The organism is Thermopirellula anaerolimosa (assembly GCF_054657335.1).
The window spans coordinates 236657-250808 of sequence record NZ_BAAHYX010000006.1 but is presented as its reverse complement, the minus strand read 5'-3'; the positions used below and the strand labels follow the sequence as shown (position 1 = coordinate 250808).

At 63.2% G+C, this 14152-nt stretch carries 16 protein-coding genes, 1 tRNA gene and 1 pseudogene; 15 read left to right on the top strand and 3 right to left on the bottom strand.

Annotated elements, in window-relative coordinates:
• Positions 1-234 precede the first annotated feature (234 nt).
• Positions 235-591 carry a hypothetical protein gene (locus tag ACYQ6J_RS07120; protein WP_460183489.1) on the bottom strand — a complete coding sequence of 119 codons (357 nt, stop codon included), beginning with the start codon at positions 589-591 and terminating at the stop codon, positions 235-237.
• A 597-nt stretch (positions 592-1188) separates the two neighbouring features.
• Complete coding sequence (locus ACYQ6J_RS07115; RefSeq protein WP_460183488.1) at positions 1189-2169, bottom strand: class II fructose-bisphosphate aldolase; 981 nt, start codon at positions 2167-2169, stop codon at positions 1189-1191.
• A 781-nt stretch (positions 2170-2950) separates the two neighbouring features.
• Here ACYQ6J_RS07115 and ACYQ6J_RS07110 point away from each other — a divergent pair.
• The 14 genes and pseudogenes from ACYQ6J_RS07110 (at position 2951) to ACYQ6J_RS07045 (ending at position 11558) form a co-directional block, all read left to right on the top strand.
• Positions 2951-3023 (top strand) — tRNA-Glu (locus ACYQ6J_RS07110).
• Positions 3024-3199: 176 nt separating this feature from the next.
• Positions 3200-3391, top strand: coding sequence for a helix-turn-helix domain-containing protein (locus tag ACYQ6J_RS07105; RefSeq protein WP_460183487.1), 192 nt, complete (start codon positions 3200-3202; stop codon positions 3389-3391).
• 317 nt (positions 3392-3708) lie between these two features.
• Positions 3709-4545 carry a tyrosine-type recombinase/integrase gene (locus ACYQ6J_RS07100; protein WP_460183486.1) on the top strand — a complete coding sequence of 279 codons (837 nt, stop codon included), beginning with the start codon at positions 3709-3711 and terminating at the stop codon, positions 4543-4545.
• Positions 4539-4655: pseudogene (locus ACYQ6J_RS07095) on the top strand (carbon storage regulator); the annotation flags it as partial. The gene ACYQ6J_RS07100 and the pseudogene ACYQ6J_RS07095, both read left to right, overlap by 7 nt.
• 49 nt (positions 4656-4704) lie before the next feature.
• On the top strand, positions 4705-4884 hold the full coding sequence (locus ACYQ6J_RS07090) for a hypothetical protein (protein ID WP_460185559.1): 180 nt from the start codon (positions 4705-4707) through the stop codon (positions 4882-4884).
• A 755-nt stretch (positions 4885-5639) separates the two neighbouring features.
• Complete coding sequence (locus tag ACYQ6J_RS07085; RefSeq protein ID WP_460183485.1) at positions 5640-5981, top strand: hypothetical protein; 342 nt, start codon at positions 5640-5642, stop codon at positions 5979-5981.
• 55 nt (positions 5982-6036) lie between these two features.
• Positions 6037-6318, top strand: a complete 282-nt coding sequence (locus ACYQ6J_RS07080; RefSeq protein ID WP_460183484.1) for a hypothetical protein — start codon at positions 6037-6039, stop codon at positions 6316-6318.
• A 256-nt stretch (positions 6319-6574) separates the two neighbouring features.
• The gene (locus ACYQ6J_RS07075) at positions 6575-6940 is read left to right on the top strand and encodes a hypothetical protein (protein WP_460183483.1); all 366 of its coding nucleotides are present in this window, start codon (positions 6575-6577) and stop codon (positions 6938-6940) included.
• Positions 6891-7457, top strand: a complete 567-nt coding sequence (locus ACYQ6J_RS07070) for a hypothetical protein (RefSeq protein WP_460183482.1) — start codon at positions 6891-6893, stop codon at positions 7455-7457. Before ACYQ6J_RS07075 ends, ACYQ6J_RS07070 begins: the two co-directional genes overlap by 50 nt.
• Positions 7454-8380 carry a hypothetical protein gene (locus tag ACYQ6J_RS07065; protein ID WP_460183481.1) on the top strand — a complete coding sequence of 309 codons (927 nt, stop codon included), beginning with the start codon at positions 7454-7456 and terminating at the stop codon, positions 8378-8380. The genes ACYQ6J_RS07070 and ACYQ6J_RS07065 overlap by 4 nt, the downstream gene beginning before the upstream one ends.
• Before the next feature lie 267 nt (positions 8381-8647).
• Positions 8648-8965: a hypothetical protein gene (locus ACYQ6J_RS07060; RefSeq protein WP_460183480.1), complete on the top strand. Its 318-nt coding sequence runs from the start codon at positions 8648-8650 to the stop codon at positions 8963-8965.
• 280 nt (positions 8966-9245) lie between these two features.
• Positions 9246-9410, top strand: a complete 165-nt coding sequence (locus ACYQ6J_RS07055) for a hypothetical protein (protein ID WP_460183479.1) — start codon at positions 9246-9248, stop codon at positions 9408-9410.
• Positions 9407-10909 (top strand): terminase large subunit domain-containing protein, encoded by a 1503-nt coding sequence (locus tag ACYQ6J_RS07050; protein ID WP_460183478.1) that lies wholly within the window; start codon positions 9407-9409, stop codon positions 10907-10909. Before ACYQ6J_RS07055 ends, ACYQ6J_RS07050 begins: the two co-directional genes overlap by 4 nt.
• A 40-nt stretch (positions 10910-10949) precedes the next feature.
• Positions 10950-11558: a hypothetical protein gene (locus ACYQ6J_RS07045; RefSeq protein WP_460183477.1), complete on the top strand. Its 609-nt coding sequence runs from the start codon at positions 10950-10952 to the stop codon at positions 11556-11558.
• Positions 11559-11824: 266 nt separating this feature from the next.
• Here the strand turns inward: ACYQ6J_RS07045 and ACYQ6J_RS07040 are convergent, their stop codons facing one another.
• Positions 11825-13261, bottom strand: coding sequence for a transposase (locus tag ACYQ6J_RS07040; RefSeq protein WP_460183476.1), 1437 nt, complete (start codon positions 13259-13261; stop codon positions 11825-11827).
• A gap of 308 nt (positions 13262-13569) precedes the next feature.
• On the opposite strand from ACYQ6J_RS07040, the gene ACYQ6J_RS07035 reads away from it, so the two are divergent.
• Entirely contained in the window at positions 13570-14151 is a 582-nt protein-coding gene (locus tag ACYQ6J_RS07035) for a KTSC domain-containing protein (protein WP_460183475.1), read from the top strand.
• The last annotated feature ends 1 nt before the right edge of the window (position 14152 follow it).

Genomic DNA, 14152 nt, shown 5'->3' with positions numbered 1-14152 from the left:
GATCCGGAAAACAATTACTGCAACAAATGACGTGCCGAACGCGGCGACCAACTTGCGACGAGACGATCGACGAGGAACGACGAGAAACGGGCGACTTCGCACGAAGAACGGAATGACGCCCCGATACGCTAATCCCGATGAGTCGGCTCCGCGGCCGGTTGGCATCCCACCGCGGAGCCGCAATCGGGAGACGGTGCGGCCGAACGTCGTCGTGCCGACCGTCAACAGGCGAAATCACAGACTGGGATTCTCAACGTCATCGCCGCAATCGGCAATGGCACCCTGGTCCTGAGCAATGTCACCGGTAGCCAGACGGCCTTGATCCATACCGGCCGAATCGGTGTACGAGGAGTCGGAGGCGCCGTCCACCACGCAGTCGGGAACCTGAACGTCCCAAGGATGCGCGATGTAATAGGACTGGTCGAGCGAGATCATCGCTTCGACCACGTCGCCCAACTCCGTGATCACCGCATCGCGAACGGCGCTCAAGCCGCCGACGACGCCGATCACCAGGACCGTGATGAGGAGGATCCATTCGAAGGTCAATACGCCTTCATCCTCCCGCCACACGCGAGACATGAAACTCTTCACTCTGTCGCTCCTTTTCACTGAGGACAAGAGAAACGGATAAGCCCCGACCCACCGCGAGCCGGCGGCACAACCACGTGGTTGCAGGTTTCCCACCCTGGGAGAACCCAACGGGCAAGCATCAAATGCACATGCCGTGCCAAATGCCGCCTTAAGAGTGAGACGAAGAAGAACCAACGACGCAAATCGTTATTTTCAAGACATTTGCGTCACTGGCAGGCGTTGGAGTGAAGAAGCCGTGCTCCCGGCGCGAAGATTTGGTCGCGTTTACAAACGCAAACGCGTTCCCTTGCCGGAGCGACGTACGTTTTCGAACGACAACATGTTTCGCCGGGGAAACATTCTTTCGAGGGGGGAATCCGCTCAACGTAATACTGCCGCGGCATTGCCGCGGTTTTGGCGGTGCCGAGCAACGGCACCCAAGCATCGCATTCGGTAGACGTTGCCCGCCGGCAATGAAAAAGCCCGGCTATGAAGCCGGGCAGGTATCTTAGCTTTAATTTCAAACGAGCAGCGAAGCATGGCGAAAAAGATAACCGGGCGGCCGTCGCATCCGTCGTTCACCCCACTTGCGGCGACCGATCACCGAGAACGCTCGGTTTATCTCTTGAGCACTTTCGTCACGCTCTGCAATTGGCCTGCGGAGCCGAGCATTTTGTTCTTGTGGATGATGTATTCGGCGTAAGCCGGCATGAAGGCCTTGCCGGGAGTCCGCGGATCGAAATCCTCCGGTTGCTTGAGGAACGTCTCGCGATAGATGGCACACCAGACCAACCGCCCGTCGGTATCGATATTGATCTTGCACACGCCTCGCTTGGCGGCCCCGATGTACTCTTTTTCGTTGACGCCGCTGGTGCTTCCCAGTTTTCCACCCGCCGCGTTGATCCGGTCCACCCATTCCTTAGGAACACTGCTGGAACCGTGCATCACCAAGGGAAACCCCTCGGGCAAAGCGGCTTGAATCTTCTCCAACACATCCAGTCGCAGGGCCTGTTGTCCGGAAAACTTGTACGCCCCGTGCGACGTGCCGATGGCCACGGCCAAGGAATCGCACCCCGTGAGCTTCACGAATTCCGCCGCCTGAGCGGGATCCGTGAGGCAGACACTACCCACAACGTCCTCCTCCACCCCGCCCAATTGGCCCAACTCCGCCTCCACAACCACGCCCTTGGCATGAGCGCGATCGACCACCCGCTTGGTGATTTCGACGTTCTTCTCAAAAGGTTCGTGAGAGGCGTCGATCATCACCGAACTGTAGAATCCGCTGTCGATGGCGTCGTAGCAGGTGTCTTCCGTACCATGGTCCAAGTGCACGGCGAACACCGATTCGGGAAATATTTCGTCGGCCGCCCGAATCATGGCCTCCAAGAAACGCTTATCAGTGTAGGAACGGGCGCCCCGAGAGATCTGCAAGATGAAGGGAGCCGCCGTTTGCCAATCGACAGGCTCCTCATTCTTCTTGATCTTCCCCAAATTGCCGCGGAACAGTCCGACCGTTTGTTCGAGGTTGTTGATGTTGTAGGCGCCGATCGCATACTTGCCGTAGGCGTGACGAAACAACTCTGTAGTGGTGACGATCATAATCGTTTCTCCTCGAACAAAGGGCTGAACTTCCCCCCAAGAATAAGAGCCGGATTGCACTGCCCGATCTAAAACTTTTTCCCCAATCCCCCAAACCTTACGGACAACATTTTGCTGGGACTAACGGAATCGCTCATAGAGCGCCAAAAGAAAGGTGGGGATTGCCGCAAACGATCGAAAATCGAACTTTTACCGGCATCTCCTCCATCAAGCGACGGGCAGCGGTACCCTAGCAACTGCTACCGTTTGATTCTACCCGCCGTCCGCCTGACCGAACAGACAGGGGGTAACGCCGCAGTAGCCCGGTGAAACATTCACCAATTTCGAAAGGGCACACCGTCACTCGTATTTGCATCGCCAAAGACTTTGTTGGCCCGACCGGCTTTGAACCGACCGGCCTCGAACCCAAAACGACGCACAAAACCTATGTTGCCTGGGGGGTGGATTGACGAATCCATCGCAGGAAAAGACAATACTTAGTTGTCAAGGTTCGGTACCGACGAGATGCGGTGATTCATCTCCCTCCCCGGCTCGTACGTGGCGGGGGTTGCAGCGAGTTGGACTTGCAACCGTGTGGGTGTTTGGTCGCCACCTGGTTCCAGGGCCCTTCGGTCGATGTGAACCGCGACGGCAAACTGGACGAGTGGAGTTTTAGTCCGGGAATCTTGCCGTCGAAGGTAATGGTATCTTGTTCGTAAATTCGCTTTGATGTGATTTTAGCGAAAGATTTACTCAAGGGTTTACGCAAGTAAACAGCGAAATCAACGAAGAAACGGTTTAGGCCCCCTTCGTCTAGTGGCCCAGGACGTCGGATTCTCAGTCCGAAAACAGGGGTTCGACTCCCCTAGGGGGTATTGTGGAAATCGGCGGGTGTCATCGGATCGGGAGTCCGATAACACCAGGCGTCAAACGGCAGGTGCCCGGATCGGTGACGACCGGGGGGCTTCGGCGGTGCCGGACTGCCTTGCTACACCTGCCAATTTGTATGGCACAAACCTATACGTACCTGTACAATGAAGGCATGAGCGACATGATCATCGAACCAAAAGAGCGGTTGTACACGCTCGATAGCGCAGCCAAACGGCTGAACATCACGAAAGGCCGCGTGCATCAGCTCATCACTGAAGGCCGGATATCCGCGATGCGCGTCGCGAAAATCCTTCTCGTTCCGGAATCGCAACTGGAAAAATATGAGACGGAACGGCGCCCGTATTCCAAATAGCAAACCAATAAGCACTTACGCCGTTCACGCGAATGCTGTGTTTCACTATTGACAAATGCTTGACGTATATATAGATTGTTATTAGCAAAATCGTCCGGCACCTTTCTTAGCCGCCTCTGCGGCGACTGAGCGGGTGCCCACAAACCGTTTGAGCATTTAGCCCGCAATCGTCCTGCGTGGTGGAATCATGCACCCACAGCGCGCCTGTTCGCGATTGATACCGCATTATTATGACAAAGGAAATCTCTTCCTTGGATTACGGTTCTCCAGGGGCACGGCGGCCGAGGAGGCCGCCTTGCACCACGGGGGTAGCACCGATGAGCGCGATTCAATGGCGCGTGATATGGCCGGAAGATTCCGGGGATTTTGTCCCATCCGCTGCGCCGACGCTGACCAAATGCTTCGACGAGATCGAACGCGACAAGTTGTTCTGGGACTCGAAGACGGCGAGAGAATACCGAATCACGATCCGCTTGTGGGCCGAGATTACGGGCGACCCGCCCATAGACGCATTGACGGCGGACCATATCACCGCATTCACCCGCGGCTTGATGGCCCGTCCGGGCCGCGGGGCGCCGATCAGCCCGAACACCATACGGAAACACCTGCGCCAACTTCGGGCGATCATGAACGCGACGGACCGCCCGGACGTCCGGATGCCGAAAATCGCGTTTCCTCCAGCCCGCAAGACGGCGCGGGAGGTTTGGCAGAACGACGACCTTCGGCGTATCGCGGACGCACGGACCACGATCGAACCGGCGTTGACCCGGCCCGTGGACCCGGCCGCGTGGTGGCGTGCCCTGGTCATTCTCATCTACAACACGGCCTGGAGGATTGGAACGGCGATGGCCGCCCGGTGGGACTGGATCCAGGGGAACTGGATTACCGTTCCGGCCGAGGCGATCAAAGGGCGGCGCGCGTCGCGGAGGTGGTACCTCAACCGTCACGCCATCCGAGCGATCGAGACCGTCAAGCAAAACGCCGATCCCCGCATTTTTCCCTGGTCCGGGTGCGCGTTGACGCTCCAACGCCACCGTCGGCGAATACTCCGCGGAATCGGATTGTCCGACGGGCCGCGCTGCGGCTTCCATCGTTTGCGGCGGTCGTCGCTGTCGGCGATTGCCAAGATCAATCCGTTGGTCGGATCGTGCTAAAGATTGCCAAAGACGTCGAGGTCGTGATTACGGTCTGCGACGTTGACGGAAACAAGGTCCGGATCGGCGTCGAGGCCCCTTCCCGCGTGGCGGTCCTGCGGGAGGAATTGATCGAGCGGATCATCCACAAGGCCGAGGACGACAAGGGGGATCGGCCCGATGAAATTGGGTTACACGAGGCTCGGCGAGGGAGTTTCCATATTTCTGGAAACCGGTTCGTACCACTTTCGGATGATGCTCCCCGCCGGCGACCTGGCCTCGCCGTCCGGGCGCGAGATCGTCAACGCCTGGCTGCTGGGTATTACGACAATTCCGGGGCTGGAGATACCGCATCGTTAGGTCGAAGCCCTGATGGACGCATTAGATTCCGAGTTTCCGATCGCCGGCAGGCTGAGGAAACCCAGGCTGCGGTTATTTTGAGGCGACGGAGGCGCCCCAACGCCGGGATACCTTGAGGTGCAGCATGGCCGGGGACTGGATTCCCATATCGGTGGATTTGCCCTTCAAGCCCGAGGTGTGCGCGATCGCCGAGGCAACCCGGCGGTCGCCGGATGAAGTCGTCGGCCTATTGATTCGCCTCTGGGCCTGGGCCCAGGCGCACAGCACCGACGGAACGTTTCCTGGGAGTACCCCCGTTACCCTGGCCAAGTGCGCGCGTATTCCCACGTCGTTCGTCCGTGCCGTCGTCGCGTCCGGGTGGTTGGAGGCGGACGAGGCCGGAGTTAGGATTCCCCGCTTCGACCGGTGGCTATCCCACGCGGCGAAGCGGCGATTTACGGAGCGGGAGAAGAAGCGACGGCAACGCCGCGACGGGGCCGCCGCCGGAGAAGGGGCGAACGGGTTGCCGCGCGTCCCGGTTTTGTCCCGATCGTGTCCCGATCGTGTCGGGACTACAGGACAGAAGAAAGGAGAGGATATTATCGACGACGACGAAAAGAATCGGGGAAAAGGGGGGGCCGGGGGGGAAACCCGACGCGGCCCCGTCCCGAAACGCCGGGGACGACGGCGGGACGACAGCGGAACCCCCAAGCCAACTCGCGATTCGCCGAGCGTTCGAGCACTTCGGCCGCATGTGGGGCAGGGACGGTCCGTCCGTGAAACGCGACCGGGTGCTGCTCTGGAGGCTTTGTTCGGCGGCCTGCAACGGGAGCGATTGGGCGAGGTCCGTGCTGGAGACGGCGTGGGAGGCCGCCCCGAGGAAGCCCGGGGCCTACCTTCAACGGCTGATCCTCGAAATGGCGCCGAAATCGCCCAACCCCGCGGTTTGGCTGCGGCGGTTCCCGACTCCCTACGAGGTCGCCCATCCGCCGCCGCGCGATCCGAAACGCCCTCCGCCGGAAACGCTCGATCCCCCGGCCTCGGCGCAAGAGGTGCGGGCTATGTTCCGCGATGCGATGAACGCTGTACGGTGCAACGGACGACCGGGAACCACGTAATGACTGCCCGTAGGAATCCGCCGAGCGAACCTCCGGACGGATCGGAGAGAAGCGAATGGAATCCGAGGTCACGATTAGGCTGGAAAAGGCGGTGGCGGCCGTTTTGCAATCCCCGTCGCTCCACCGCCAATCCGTTCCGCCCTGCGGCGATACCCCGTTGCGGTTGCACAAAGCCCGGACGCGGGCCGTGCGGAACGGTCGCATCGCGGTCTTGGTGGCTGAACGGCCGACCTCCGACGTCCCGGAGGGGTATTTGGTCGTGGCGCTCTCCGATCTTCCCTATCTTGTCGCGAGCCTCTATGCGGAATTGATCGAGGCCGGCCGTGGCCGCAATTGACCCGACCGGCCGTCTACACTGAACGCATGATGACGCCGCCGACGCTGGCCGCCGCGACCCAGGGGCTGATCCGGCGAGGCTTTTCGCTGCGGTCGGTCGCCTTGCTGTTGCGCATCGACCGGGGAACCGCCTCCCGATGCCGCCGGCGTCCCGTGTCCGTGCCGGTCCTCCGCATCGCCCATCGCTGTCCCGGCTGCGGGGCGCTGGTGACCGAAATCGCGTGCTTAGCGTGTCGCATACGAAACCGGAGCCTGCCATGAGGATCGCCGCCCTTCTGCAAATCCTCCGCGCGTTGCGGTCGGCCCTCCGCTTTCCGTCCATCGAGGACGAAGCGGCCCTGCGGGAGTTTCTCGGAACCGTCCTTGAAACCGCCGCCCGACTGGCCGCGTTCACGCCGACGACCCTGGACGACGCCGCCGTGCGCGGTTTGGCCGCCGCGATCGCCGACGATCGCCTTTGGACGCTGCTCTATCGGCTGTTGCGGTGGGCGGCCTCCGAAAACGACCTCCTGGCCCTGGCCGACGCCTCCGGGCTATCCTCCGACGAACTCCTGTCGATCAGGAACGAAGTCCATGAAGCGATTCATCTTGGCGGCCGCCCTGACGCTTCTCCCGTGGCTTGATGCCCGGGCGGAGATTCGCCTCGAAAAGTCCGACCGCGGAATCACCATCGTGGTGGAAGGCGCGGATGACGCCGCGGTCGTGCCCGTGGCGCCCGGGCGCTGGGTTCTGGTCTGGGCCGCCGGGTCCCCCGCCAAACTCCAAACCGCCGTCGTCACCGTCGGACCGTCCGACCCGGCTCCGCCGACGCCGCAACCCGAAGCCGAGGCCTCGCGACTGGCCCGCGAGTGGCTGTCGCAGGTACCCGAGAAAGCGCGGGCCAAGGCCCCGCAATTGGCGGGCGCCTTCCGGAACTCGGCGGAACGCATCGACCGGGACGAACTGACGACCGTCGCGGGCATCATCGAAGCGGCGGCCGAGACCAATCGCAAGGCCCTGGGCGAGGATCGGAACGCCTGGCTCCCATGGTTCGAACGCTTGCGGACCTACATGAACGGGCTGGCCGAGGCGGGAAACCTGAAGACCCCGGCCCAACACGCCGCCTTATTTCGGGACATCGCGAAGGGGTTGACGCCGTGATCGGACCTCTGCATCTCCTGGGCGGTTGGCGGCTGGACCATGAACTGATCGACCGCATCTGCGCCGACAACGGCCCGGAGGACCTCTACGCCGCCGCGCCGCACCTGAAGGGGGTCGGCGAAGGCGTCCGGGCGGTTCTGCTCGATGCGCTACGGCAAGCCGAGGGCGGTTGGCGACCCTACCGCGCGCAGACGCGGGGGACTTGCGTCGGCAGGGGAGGCGGCCGGGCGTGCGACATCCTGCAAGCCCTCAAGGTCGCCGAGGGGGCCCAGTGGAGGGCCCGCATTTCATCCGAAATCATCTACGGGTTCGCCCGCGTCGAAATCGGCGGCCGCCGCATCCGCGGCGACGGGGCCGTGGTCGCCAACGCGGTCGAGGCCGTCCGCCGTCTGGGAGTGCTCCCGCGAGGGCGCTATGAAACCGAGAGCGGGCCGATCGAGATTCCGCCGGAGGACGACGACGGCTTGGCCGCCCAGTGGGGCCTGCGCGGCGTCCCCGATGAATTGGAGCCGCTTTGCCTGCGGCATCTGGTTCGCCAATGGGCGCCGGTCCGCAATTACGCCCAGGCCCGCGACGCAATCGCCGCCGGATACGTGGTCTGGTTCGGCACGTCCCAGGCCTTTTGGCGCTCGCTCCCCGCGCGCCGCGACGCCGACGGATTCCTACGCCCCGTCGGCTCCACCGCCCACAGTTGGTTGGCCGTGGGCGCGGACGACGACCGATCCCGCCCGCATCTGATCCTCGATAATCGCTCCTGGGGGGATGGTTGGGTCACGGGACCGGAAGGGGCCTACCCGATTCCGCCCGGATGCTACCGGGCCGACGCGGAGGCCTTCGACCTGCTGGTCCGCAAGGGCGAGGCCTACGCCGTCGGCGACTTGGACGGTTTCCCAATCAAGAAGTTGGATTATCTTCTGGTATGAGCAAGATCAAGGCGATAATGAACGCAACGGGGTGTCTCGCGTTGGCGCTGGCCGCGGCGGACTACACCCTTGTGATTCCCGACTATTCGCTATGCGCACCTCCCCAGGTTCCGGCGTCGGCGGGGAGGCAGGATGCCTCCCTGCCGGCGTCGCCCCGGGTCTCCGCGGACGGCTCCGGCTGCGCCTCCGGCTCGTGTTCCGTCCCGTCCGCACGCATCCGCGTTTTCCGCTTTCGGCGATAGCACGACCGCAAGGGCGAGGACGAGCATGATTCTGGCCGTCGGCGAAGTGTGGGAGGCGACCATCCAGGGCGGATTCGCCGCATTCTCGGTTTTGCTTCTAGGCTATTCCATTTGGCTGGTATGGCATATCGTCCGCCTGTCCCGGGGCGCCCAACAGGTCATCGAATCGAACACGGCCGCCATTTCGCGGCAAACGGCGATGCTGTCGGCGCTCCTGGAGGACGTGGGACGGACGCGCCACGACATGGAGCGGCTGCGGTACATCATGGAGGCCCGCCCCTGCCTACTGGGCGCTGCCGATGCCAAAGAAGTCTCGCCCAAAGACGACAGGAACCCGCGCTAGACCCCGCGCTAACACCGCCGCCGGCCGCGTGAAAGACCGCGCCGATAAGCCGACCCGGGACGCGACCGCCATAGCCCGGGAACGATTCCTCGCGGCCTTCGCGCAATCCTGCAACGTGGCGGATGCCGCGCGGGCCGCCGGCGTGGATCGGAGCACGCATTAGGTTTGGCTTCGCGATCCCGACTACCGTAAGCGATTCCTGACGGCCCGCGAAAACGCCATCGACGATTTGGAGATCGAGGCTTGGAGACGTGCCAAATCGGGATCGGATCGGCTCCTCATGTACATCCTCGCCTCTTATCGCCGCCGGTTCCGGCAGGATGCCGCCCCGGAAGGCCCGCCCGCCTCGGAGATGGAGCAAATGGAGGAGGCTGAATTGTTGCGCATGGCCGAGGCCGAAATCCAAGGCCTGGGATACGCGACGCTCGATGAATGCCTCTCATGATCGACCCGGCCCGCTTGCCGCCCGCCGCGCGCGAACTGGCCCGCCGCCGCGCCCGCCGGGAACTGTTGGCCTTCACCCGCTGGACCTTCCCCGAATATCGGGCCTCGTGGCACCACTGCGCCGTCTGCAAGGTGCTCGATGACTGGCGGCGGGGCGACGTCCCGCGCCTGATCCTCTGCATGCCGCCCCGCCACGGCAAGACGGAGCTGGTATCGCGTCGTCTCCCCGCCCTGATCTGCGGCGAGAACCCCGACGCCCGCATCATCATGGCCGCGCACACGGCCGCCCTCGCGGAGGCCAATTCCCGCGACGTCCAGAGGATCATCGAATCGGACCGTTATCGCGCCTTGTTCCAAACGTCCCTCCCCGGCCGGTCCGCATCGCGCGGGCGGTACAAACGGACCGACTCCCATTTCGAGATCGTAGGGCGCCGGGGTTATCTGCGTGCGGTGGGCGTCGGCGGCGCGATCACGGGATTCGGATTCGATTACGGGATCGTGGACGACCCCGTGAAGTCCGCCGAGGAGGCGGAATCCGCCGTCATCCGGGAGCGGATTTGGGAATGGTTCACACGCGACTTCTGGACGCGCCGCGCCGCCGGCGCCCGCGTGCTGGTGACTATGACCCGCTGGAACGTGGACGACGTGGTGGGGCGGATTCTCAAGCTGGGCGGCCGGGGACTGGGTTCGTGGGAACTGGTGCGATTCCCCGGGATCGCCGACGGCCGCAGCCCCGACCCCCGCGACCCGCGCAAGCCGGGCGAGGCCCTGTGGCCGGAGATCTTGTCCGCCGAGGAGATGCGCGAGGTCGAAACCGCCGACCCGCGCGGCTTCGCGGCCCTCTACCAACAGGACCCCAAGGCGGCCGGCGGAACCGAGTTTCCCGAGGAGTATTTCGGCGACCACCTCTGGGTCCCCGTCGGGGAATGGCCGACGCGCGATCAACTCGATCCCCTGGTGATGGCCGTCGATCCGTCCCGCGGGCGCGACGACGCGGCGTCGGATTACGCCGCCATCGTCTGGGCGGGGATGCACAAGAACTCCGACCTGGTATTCGTGGATTGCGACCTGGAGGTACGTTCCCCCAACCGCACGCTCGAGCGGGCCCTCGGCCTGTTCGACACCCTCCGGCCCGACTTCGTCGCCGTGGAGACGAATCAATTCCAAATCCTCTTCGCCCAGGAACTGGAGCGACGGGGGCGGGAGGGGTTCCGCGTGTCCCTACCCCTGGTTTACATCCAAAACACACTGCCGAAGATTCTCCGCGTCCGGCGGCTGGGACCGTGGCTGGCCGCGCGACAACTCCGCATCGCCGACACGCCCCACGGGCGGCTGTTAGGGCGGCAACTGGCGGAGTTTCCCATCGGCCGGCACGATGACGTCCCGGACGCCCTGGAAATGGCCCTCCGCGTCATGACCGAGCACGCCCCGCGCCGTGTGGAAAGTCTCACCTATCGCCCCGGTCGGCGCGAATCCGTCCCCTTTGAATGGGGACGTTAACGGCCGCAACCGAGCACCCCGCTGCGCTAGAATGGGCCTTATGGCGAACTACGGCGACCTCTTCCGCGAATACCACCGACAAGCCCGCAAGGCGGCCAGGGAGGAGTTTGCGCGAACGCCGGTCGGGCGTCTGATGCGCCTGGGATCGGGATACAAGCCCGCCAAGGAGGCCGACGTCAAGCGATTCTTGGCCGCGGTCCGCGTGCAGCAATTCGGCCTAACTCCCTCCCTCAAGGGAATCCGATTCCGGGCCGTTTCGTATTCGATCGAGCGATACGCGAAAGAGGATTCCCCCCAAGGGGACCTGGTGCGGGCATGGCTGGAATCGCTCGGCGAGGCGGGGCAATTCCTCTTGGAGATGTTCGGCTCCCCCACGGCGCCCGTGCGGGGGATGCGCGGCGTCGCCGACGCCCTGGAGTCCGCGATGCGGCTGCTTCGGGTCTTCGGCTACGAAGTCCTCCCCAACCCCAACCGGCCCATGACGCCCGCGGCCCACGCCCGGGCCGTGGCCGCCGCCTGGCGGTTCCTCCGCGACACCGGGGAACTTCAGGCCGCCGAGGTCTTCGGCGACATCCGCGGGTTGAGCCGCCTTACCGAGGACGTCTTCCAGCGAGCCGTTTGCGTTGTAAACTTTTTGGCGGGGGAGTGAGTTAAGAGCGCGAGGCTGGATAGGTCAGGAAGAGTCGCGGAAGAGGGATCAGGTGAATACGTGGGGCGGGGAGTCTTGAAAAGAGGGGACTCCAGAGGCGGGAAGGTGGCACTCGAAGGAAGAAAAGGCGGCGTTCGAGGGAAGAAAACGCCTCAAAGCGGTGCTTTGGCGGCCTTCCGCGCGCACTCCGCGCAGACCGTCATCCTGCGAGACGAGCTCAGCACCGACAAGATTCCCGATTCGTCCGCCGCTCTGGGGTAAAAAACCTAGGTGACCGCTACGGCGGGTTTTCCTGAAGGCTCTTGCTCAGCGGCGGAGCCGGACTCGGGATGTCCCGGGGCGGCAGGCTTGCCGTAGACTCTTTCCCGCAAGGCCTTGGAAATCGGACTGAGTCGCATCTTTCCCAACGTCCCCTCCCGCCGCGGGGCCATCGCCAACAGCGTCGCAAACGCGGCGTGCACCACCATCACCGCCCCCACCTCCGCCGTAAACCGCCGGGCCCCGACAATGTTCCCGTCATCCACCCCCCAAAACACCTTCAGCCGGGCATTCACCCGTTCCACCGCCGTCCGCCCGCGGTACAACCGCTCAAACTTCCGCGTCGCCCGCGGAATCGCCGGAAATCGCCGCAAGTCGATCTCCCGCGGCACACGCACCGTCTTCCCATAGGACTTCCCCGCATTGCAAATCTTGCTCATCAGACACTCCCACCCCTCGTGCTTGGCCGGACACCGATACTTGATCGTCTCCCGCGACGGCTCATACCCGATGTAGGCCATCCGATACCGCACCATCGGTTGGCTGACCCGATCGTAACAGTACACCGTCCCCGCCTCGTCGTAGACGATGTTCGAGTTCCCATCGTGGCCGGGCAACATCCGCTCCGCCTCCTCCTTCCACAAACTCCGATTCTCGATTACCGCCTTGATCCCCTCCCGCGACAACAACTCATGCACCGGATTCGTGTCGGCCGCCTTGTCATAGGCCAGACTCTTGATCCGACCTTGCGGCAGATTCCGTTTCACCTGCTCCAAAACCGCCGGCAACGTCTCGGCATCCCCGGCCGTACTCTCCGTGACCTTGTACCCCAACACCACTTCGTGCTTCACATCCACCGCCAGGTGCAGCTTGAACCCGAACCACTCCACCACCCGCGTCACGTTCCCGTCCTTGTCCGTGTACTCCTTGCGACCGCCCTTGGGTTGCGGAAGACCTTCCGCCTTCTCCTCCTCCGCCGCCTCTCCCTCCTTCCGCCGCGCCTTCAGCCCCGTGGCGTCTCCGGCCAGGTTCTCTCCCAAGTCCGGCACCACCTCGCCTAATCGCCGCACCATCGTGTTGAACATCTCCTGCAGGAGGCTGCGAAACGGTTCCCGGCCCAGCAGCTCGATGAACCGCGACATGTTCCAGGCGTTGGGGACCCGGTCCTCCGATTCGATCCCAATCAGCTTCCGCAGCTCCGCGTTCCGCCTCAGTTCGGCCAGGCACGACTCCACGGTCGGATGCCGCAAGGCGATCGTCAAAAGCCACGTCCCCCAGAGCACACGGACCGGATAGTCGTTCCGCCCCTTGCCCCGGGCTCTCTCCAGAGATGTGAGAAACTCCTCGTCGGGAATGGACGTTAGAAATTCCCGCAGGGTGCGAATGGTGGGACTATCTTCCAGGGTATCCCAGGCGAAGAGAGGTCGGAGGTTGGGGATTTGCATGGAGGTCTTCCTGAGCCGGAGAACAAGGGATTGAGCCAACGCTTTGCGTGCTTTGCAGGGAAAGTTCTTGTTCCGCACCACCCAAGGGGCTTTGGATCAAGCCGATCCTTGTGAACGCATACCTTTACTACGCACCCATTCCCCGCTTGTTCGCAGGCTTGGTCGAAAAATCGTGAAAAATCGCTCCAACGCGGGAAAAACCGCCTCTTTTCCGCACATCCTGCGGGGAAGGCCCTTTCCAGGCCCTTCCTAACTTCAATCCATCACGCGAGATGGGAACAACGCAAAGGGCTCTCTTCCAGCCCAAGATGACCGTCCCCGATTCCGGCGCGGCGACCTCCCCCGCCCTGCCCGCGCCGCCGGAATTGGGCAACATCCCCGCCGATCATCCCCTCTGGTCGGGAGAGTTTGTTGCGGTCAACCAATCGAGCAACGTCCACTCCGCCGCCTACGACTACCGCGAGGCCGCGTTGTATGTTCGCTTTCACGAAAAGGAATACAACAAGGACGTCGGCGATTGGGTCCCGGTCGGCCCGGGACCGATCTACGCCTACTACAACGTGCCCCCTTCGATGTTCTTGGACCTGCTGGAAACCCGTTCCCCGGGGAACTGGGTCTGGGATCATCTCCGCATTCGGGGGACCGTCTCCGGACACCGGTTCGATTACCGGCTGGTCGCCATCTCCGGGACCTACGTTCCCCGCAAGGCCACGTTCGGACCGCTGAAATCCAAGGAATACGAGGGACTCTACGGCGAAATGTTCGTGCCCCGGATCGTCCCGGGTCCGACCGGGAAATGGCTGCAATCCCTCAACCCCTACGAGGTCGTCCGCGTATTCGAGCCGCAAGAACCCATCTCGCCCGATCAAGCCGTCCTGTTCGGGCTGTAAG

Excerpts from the sequence above, each read along its gene's own strand:
- ACYQ6J_RS07090 (WP_460185559.1), top strand. The coding sequence starts at position 4,705 with ATGAAATTGGGTTACACGAGGCTCGGCGAGGGAGTTTCCATATTTCTG.
- ACYQ6J_RS07060 (WP_460183480.1), top strand. The coding sequence starts at position 8,648 with ATGATTCTGGCCGTCGGCGAAGTGTGGGAGGCGACCATCCAGGGCGGA.
- ACYQ6J_RS07075 (WP_460183483.1), top strand. The coding sequence starts at position 6,575 with ATGAGGATCGCCGCCCTTCTGCAAATCCTCCGCGCGTTGCGGTCGGCC.
- ACYQ6J_RS07070 (WP_460183482.1), top strand. The coding sequence starts at position 6,891 with ATGAAGCGATTCATCTTGGCGGCCGCCCTGACGCTTCTCCCGTGGCTT.
- ACYQ6J_RS07035 (WP_460183475.1), top strand. The coding sequence starts at position 13,570 with ATGACCGTCCCCGATTCCGGCGCGGCGACCTCCCCCGCCCTGCCCGCG.
- ACYQ6J_RS07045 (WP_460183477.1), top strand. The coding sequence starts at position 10,950 with ATGGCGAACTACGGCGACCTCTTCCGCGAATACCACCGACAAGCCCGC.
- ACYQ6J_RS07080 (WP_460183484.1), top strand. The coding sequence starts at position 6,037 with ATGGAATCCGAGGTCACGATTAGGCTGGAAAAGGCGGTGGCGGCCGTT.
- ACYQ6J_RS07105 (WP_460183487.1), top strand. The coding sequence starts at position 3,200 with ATGATCATCGAACCAAAAGAGCGGTTGTACACGCTCGATAGCGCAGCC.
- ACYQ6J_RS07115 (WP_460183488.1), bottom strand. The coding sequence starts at position 2,169 with ATGATCGTCACCACTACAGAGTTGTTTCGTCACGCCTACGGCAAGTAT.
- ACYQ6J_RS07040 (WP_460183476.1), bottom strand. The coding sequence starts at position 13,261 with ATGCAAATCCCCAACCTCCGACCTCTCTTCGCCTGGGATACCCTGGAA.
- ACYQ6J_RS07055 (WP_460183479.1), top strand. The coding sequence starts at position 9,246 with ATGTACATCCTCGCCTCTTATCGCCGCCGGTTCCGGCAGGATGCCGCC.
- ACYQ6J_RS07100 (WP_460183486.1), top strand. The coding sequence starts at position 3,709 with ATGAGCGCGATTCAATGGCGCGTGATATGGCCGGAAGATTCCGGGGAT.
- ACYQ6J_RS07050 (WP_460183478.1), top strand. The coding sequence starts at position 9,407 with ATGATCGACCCGGCCCGCTTGCCGCCCGCCGCGCGCGAACTGGCCCGC.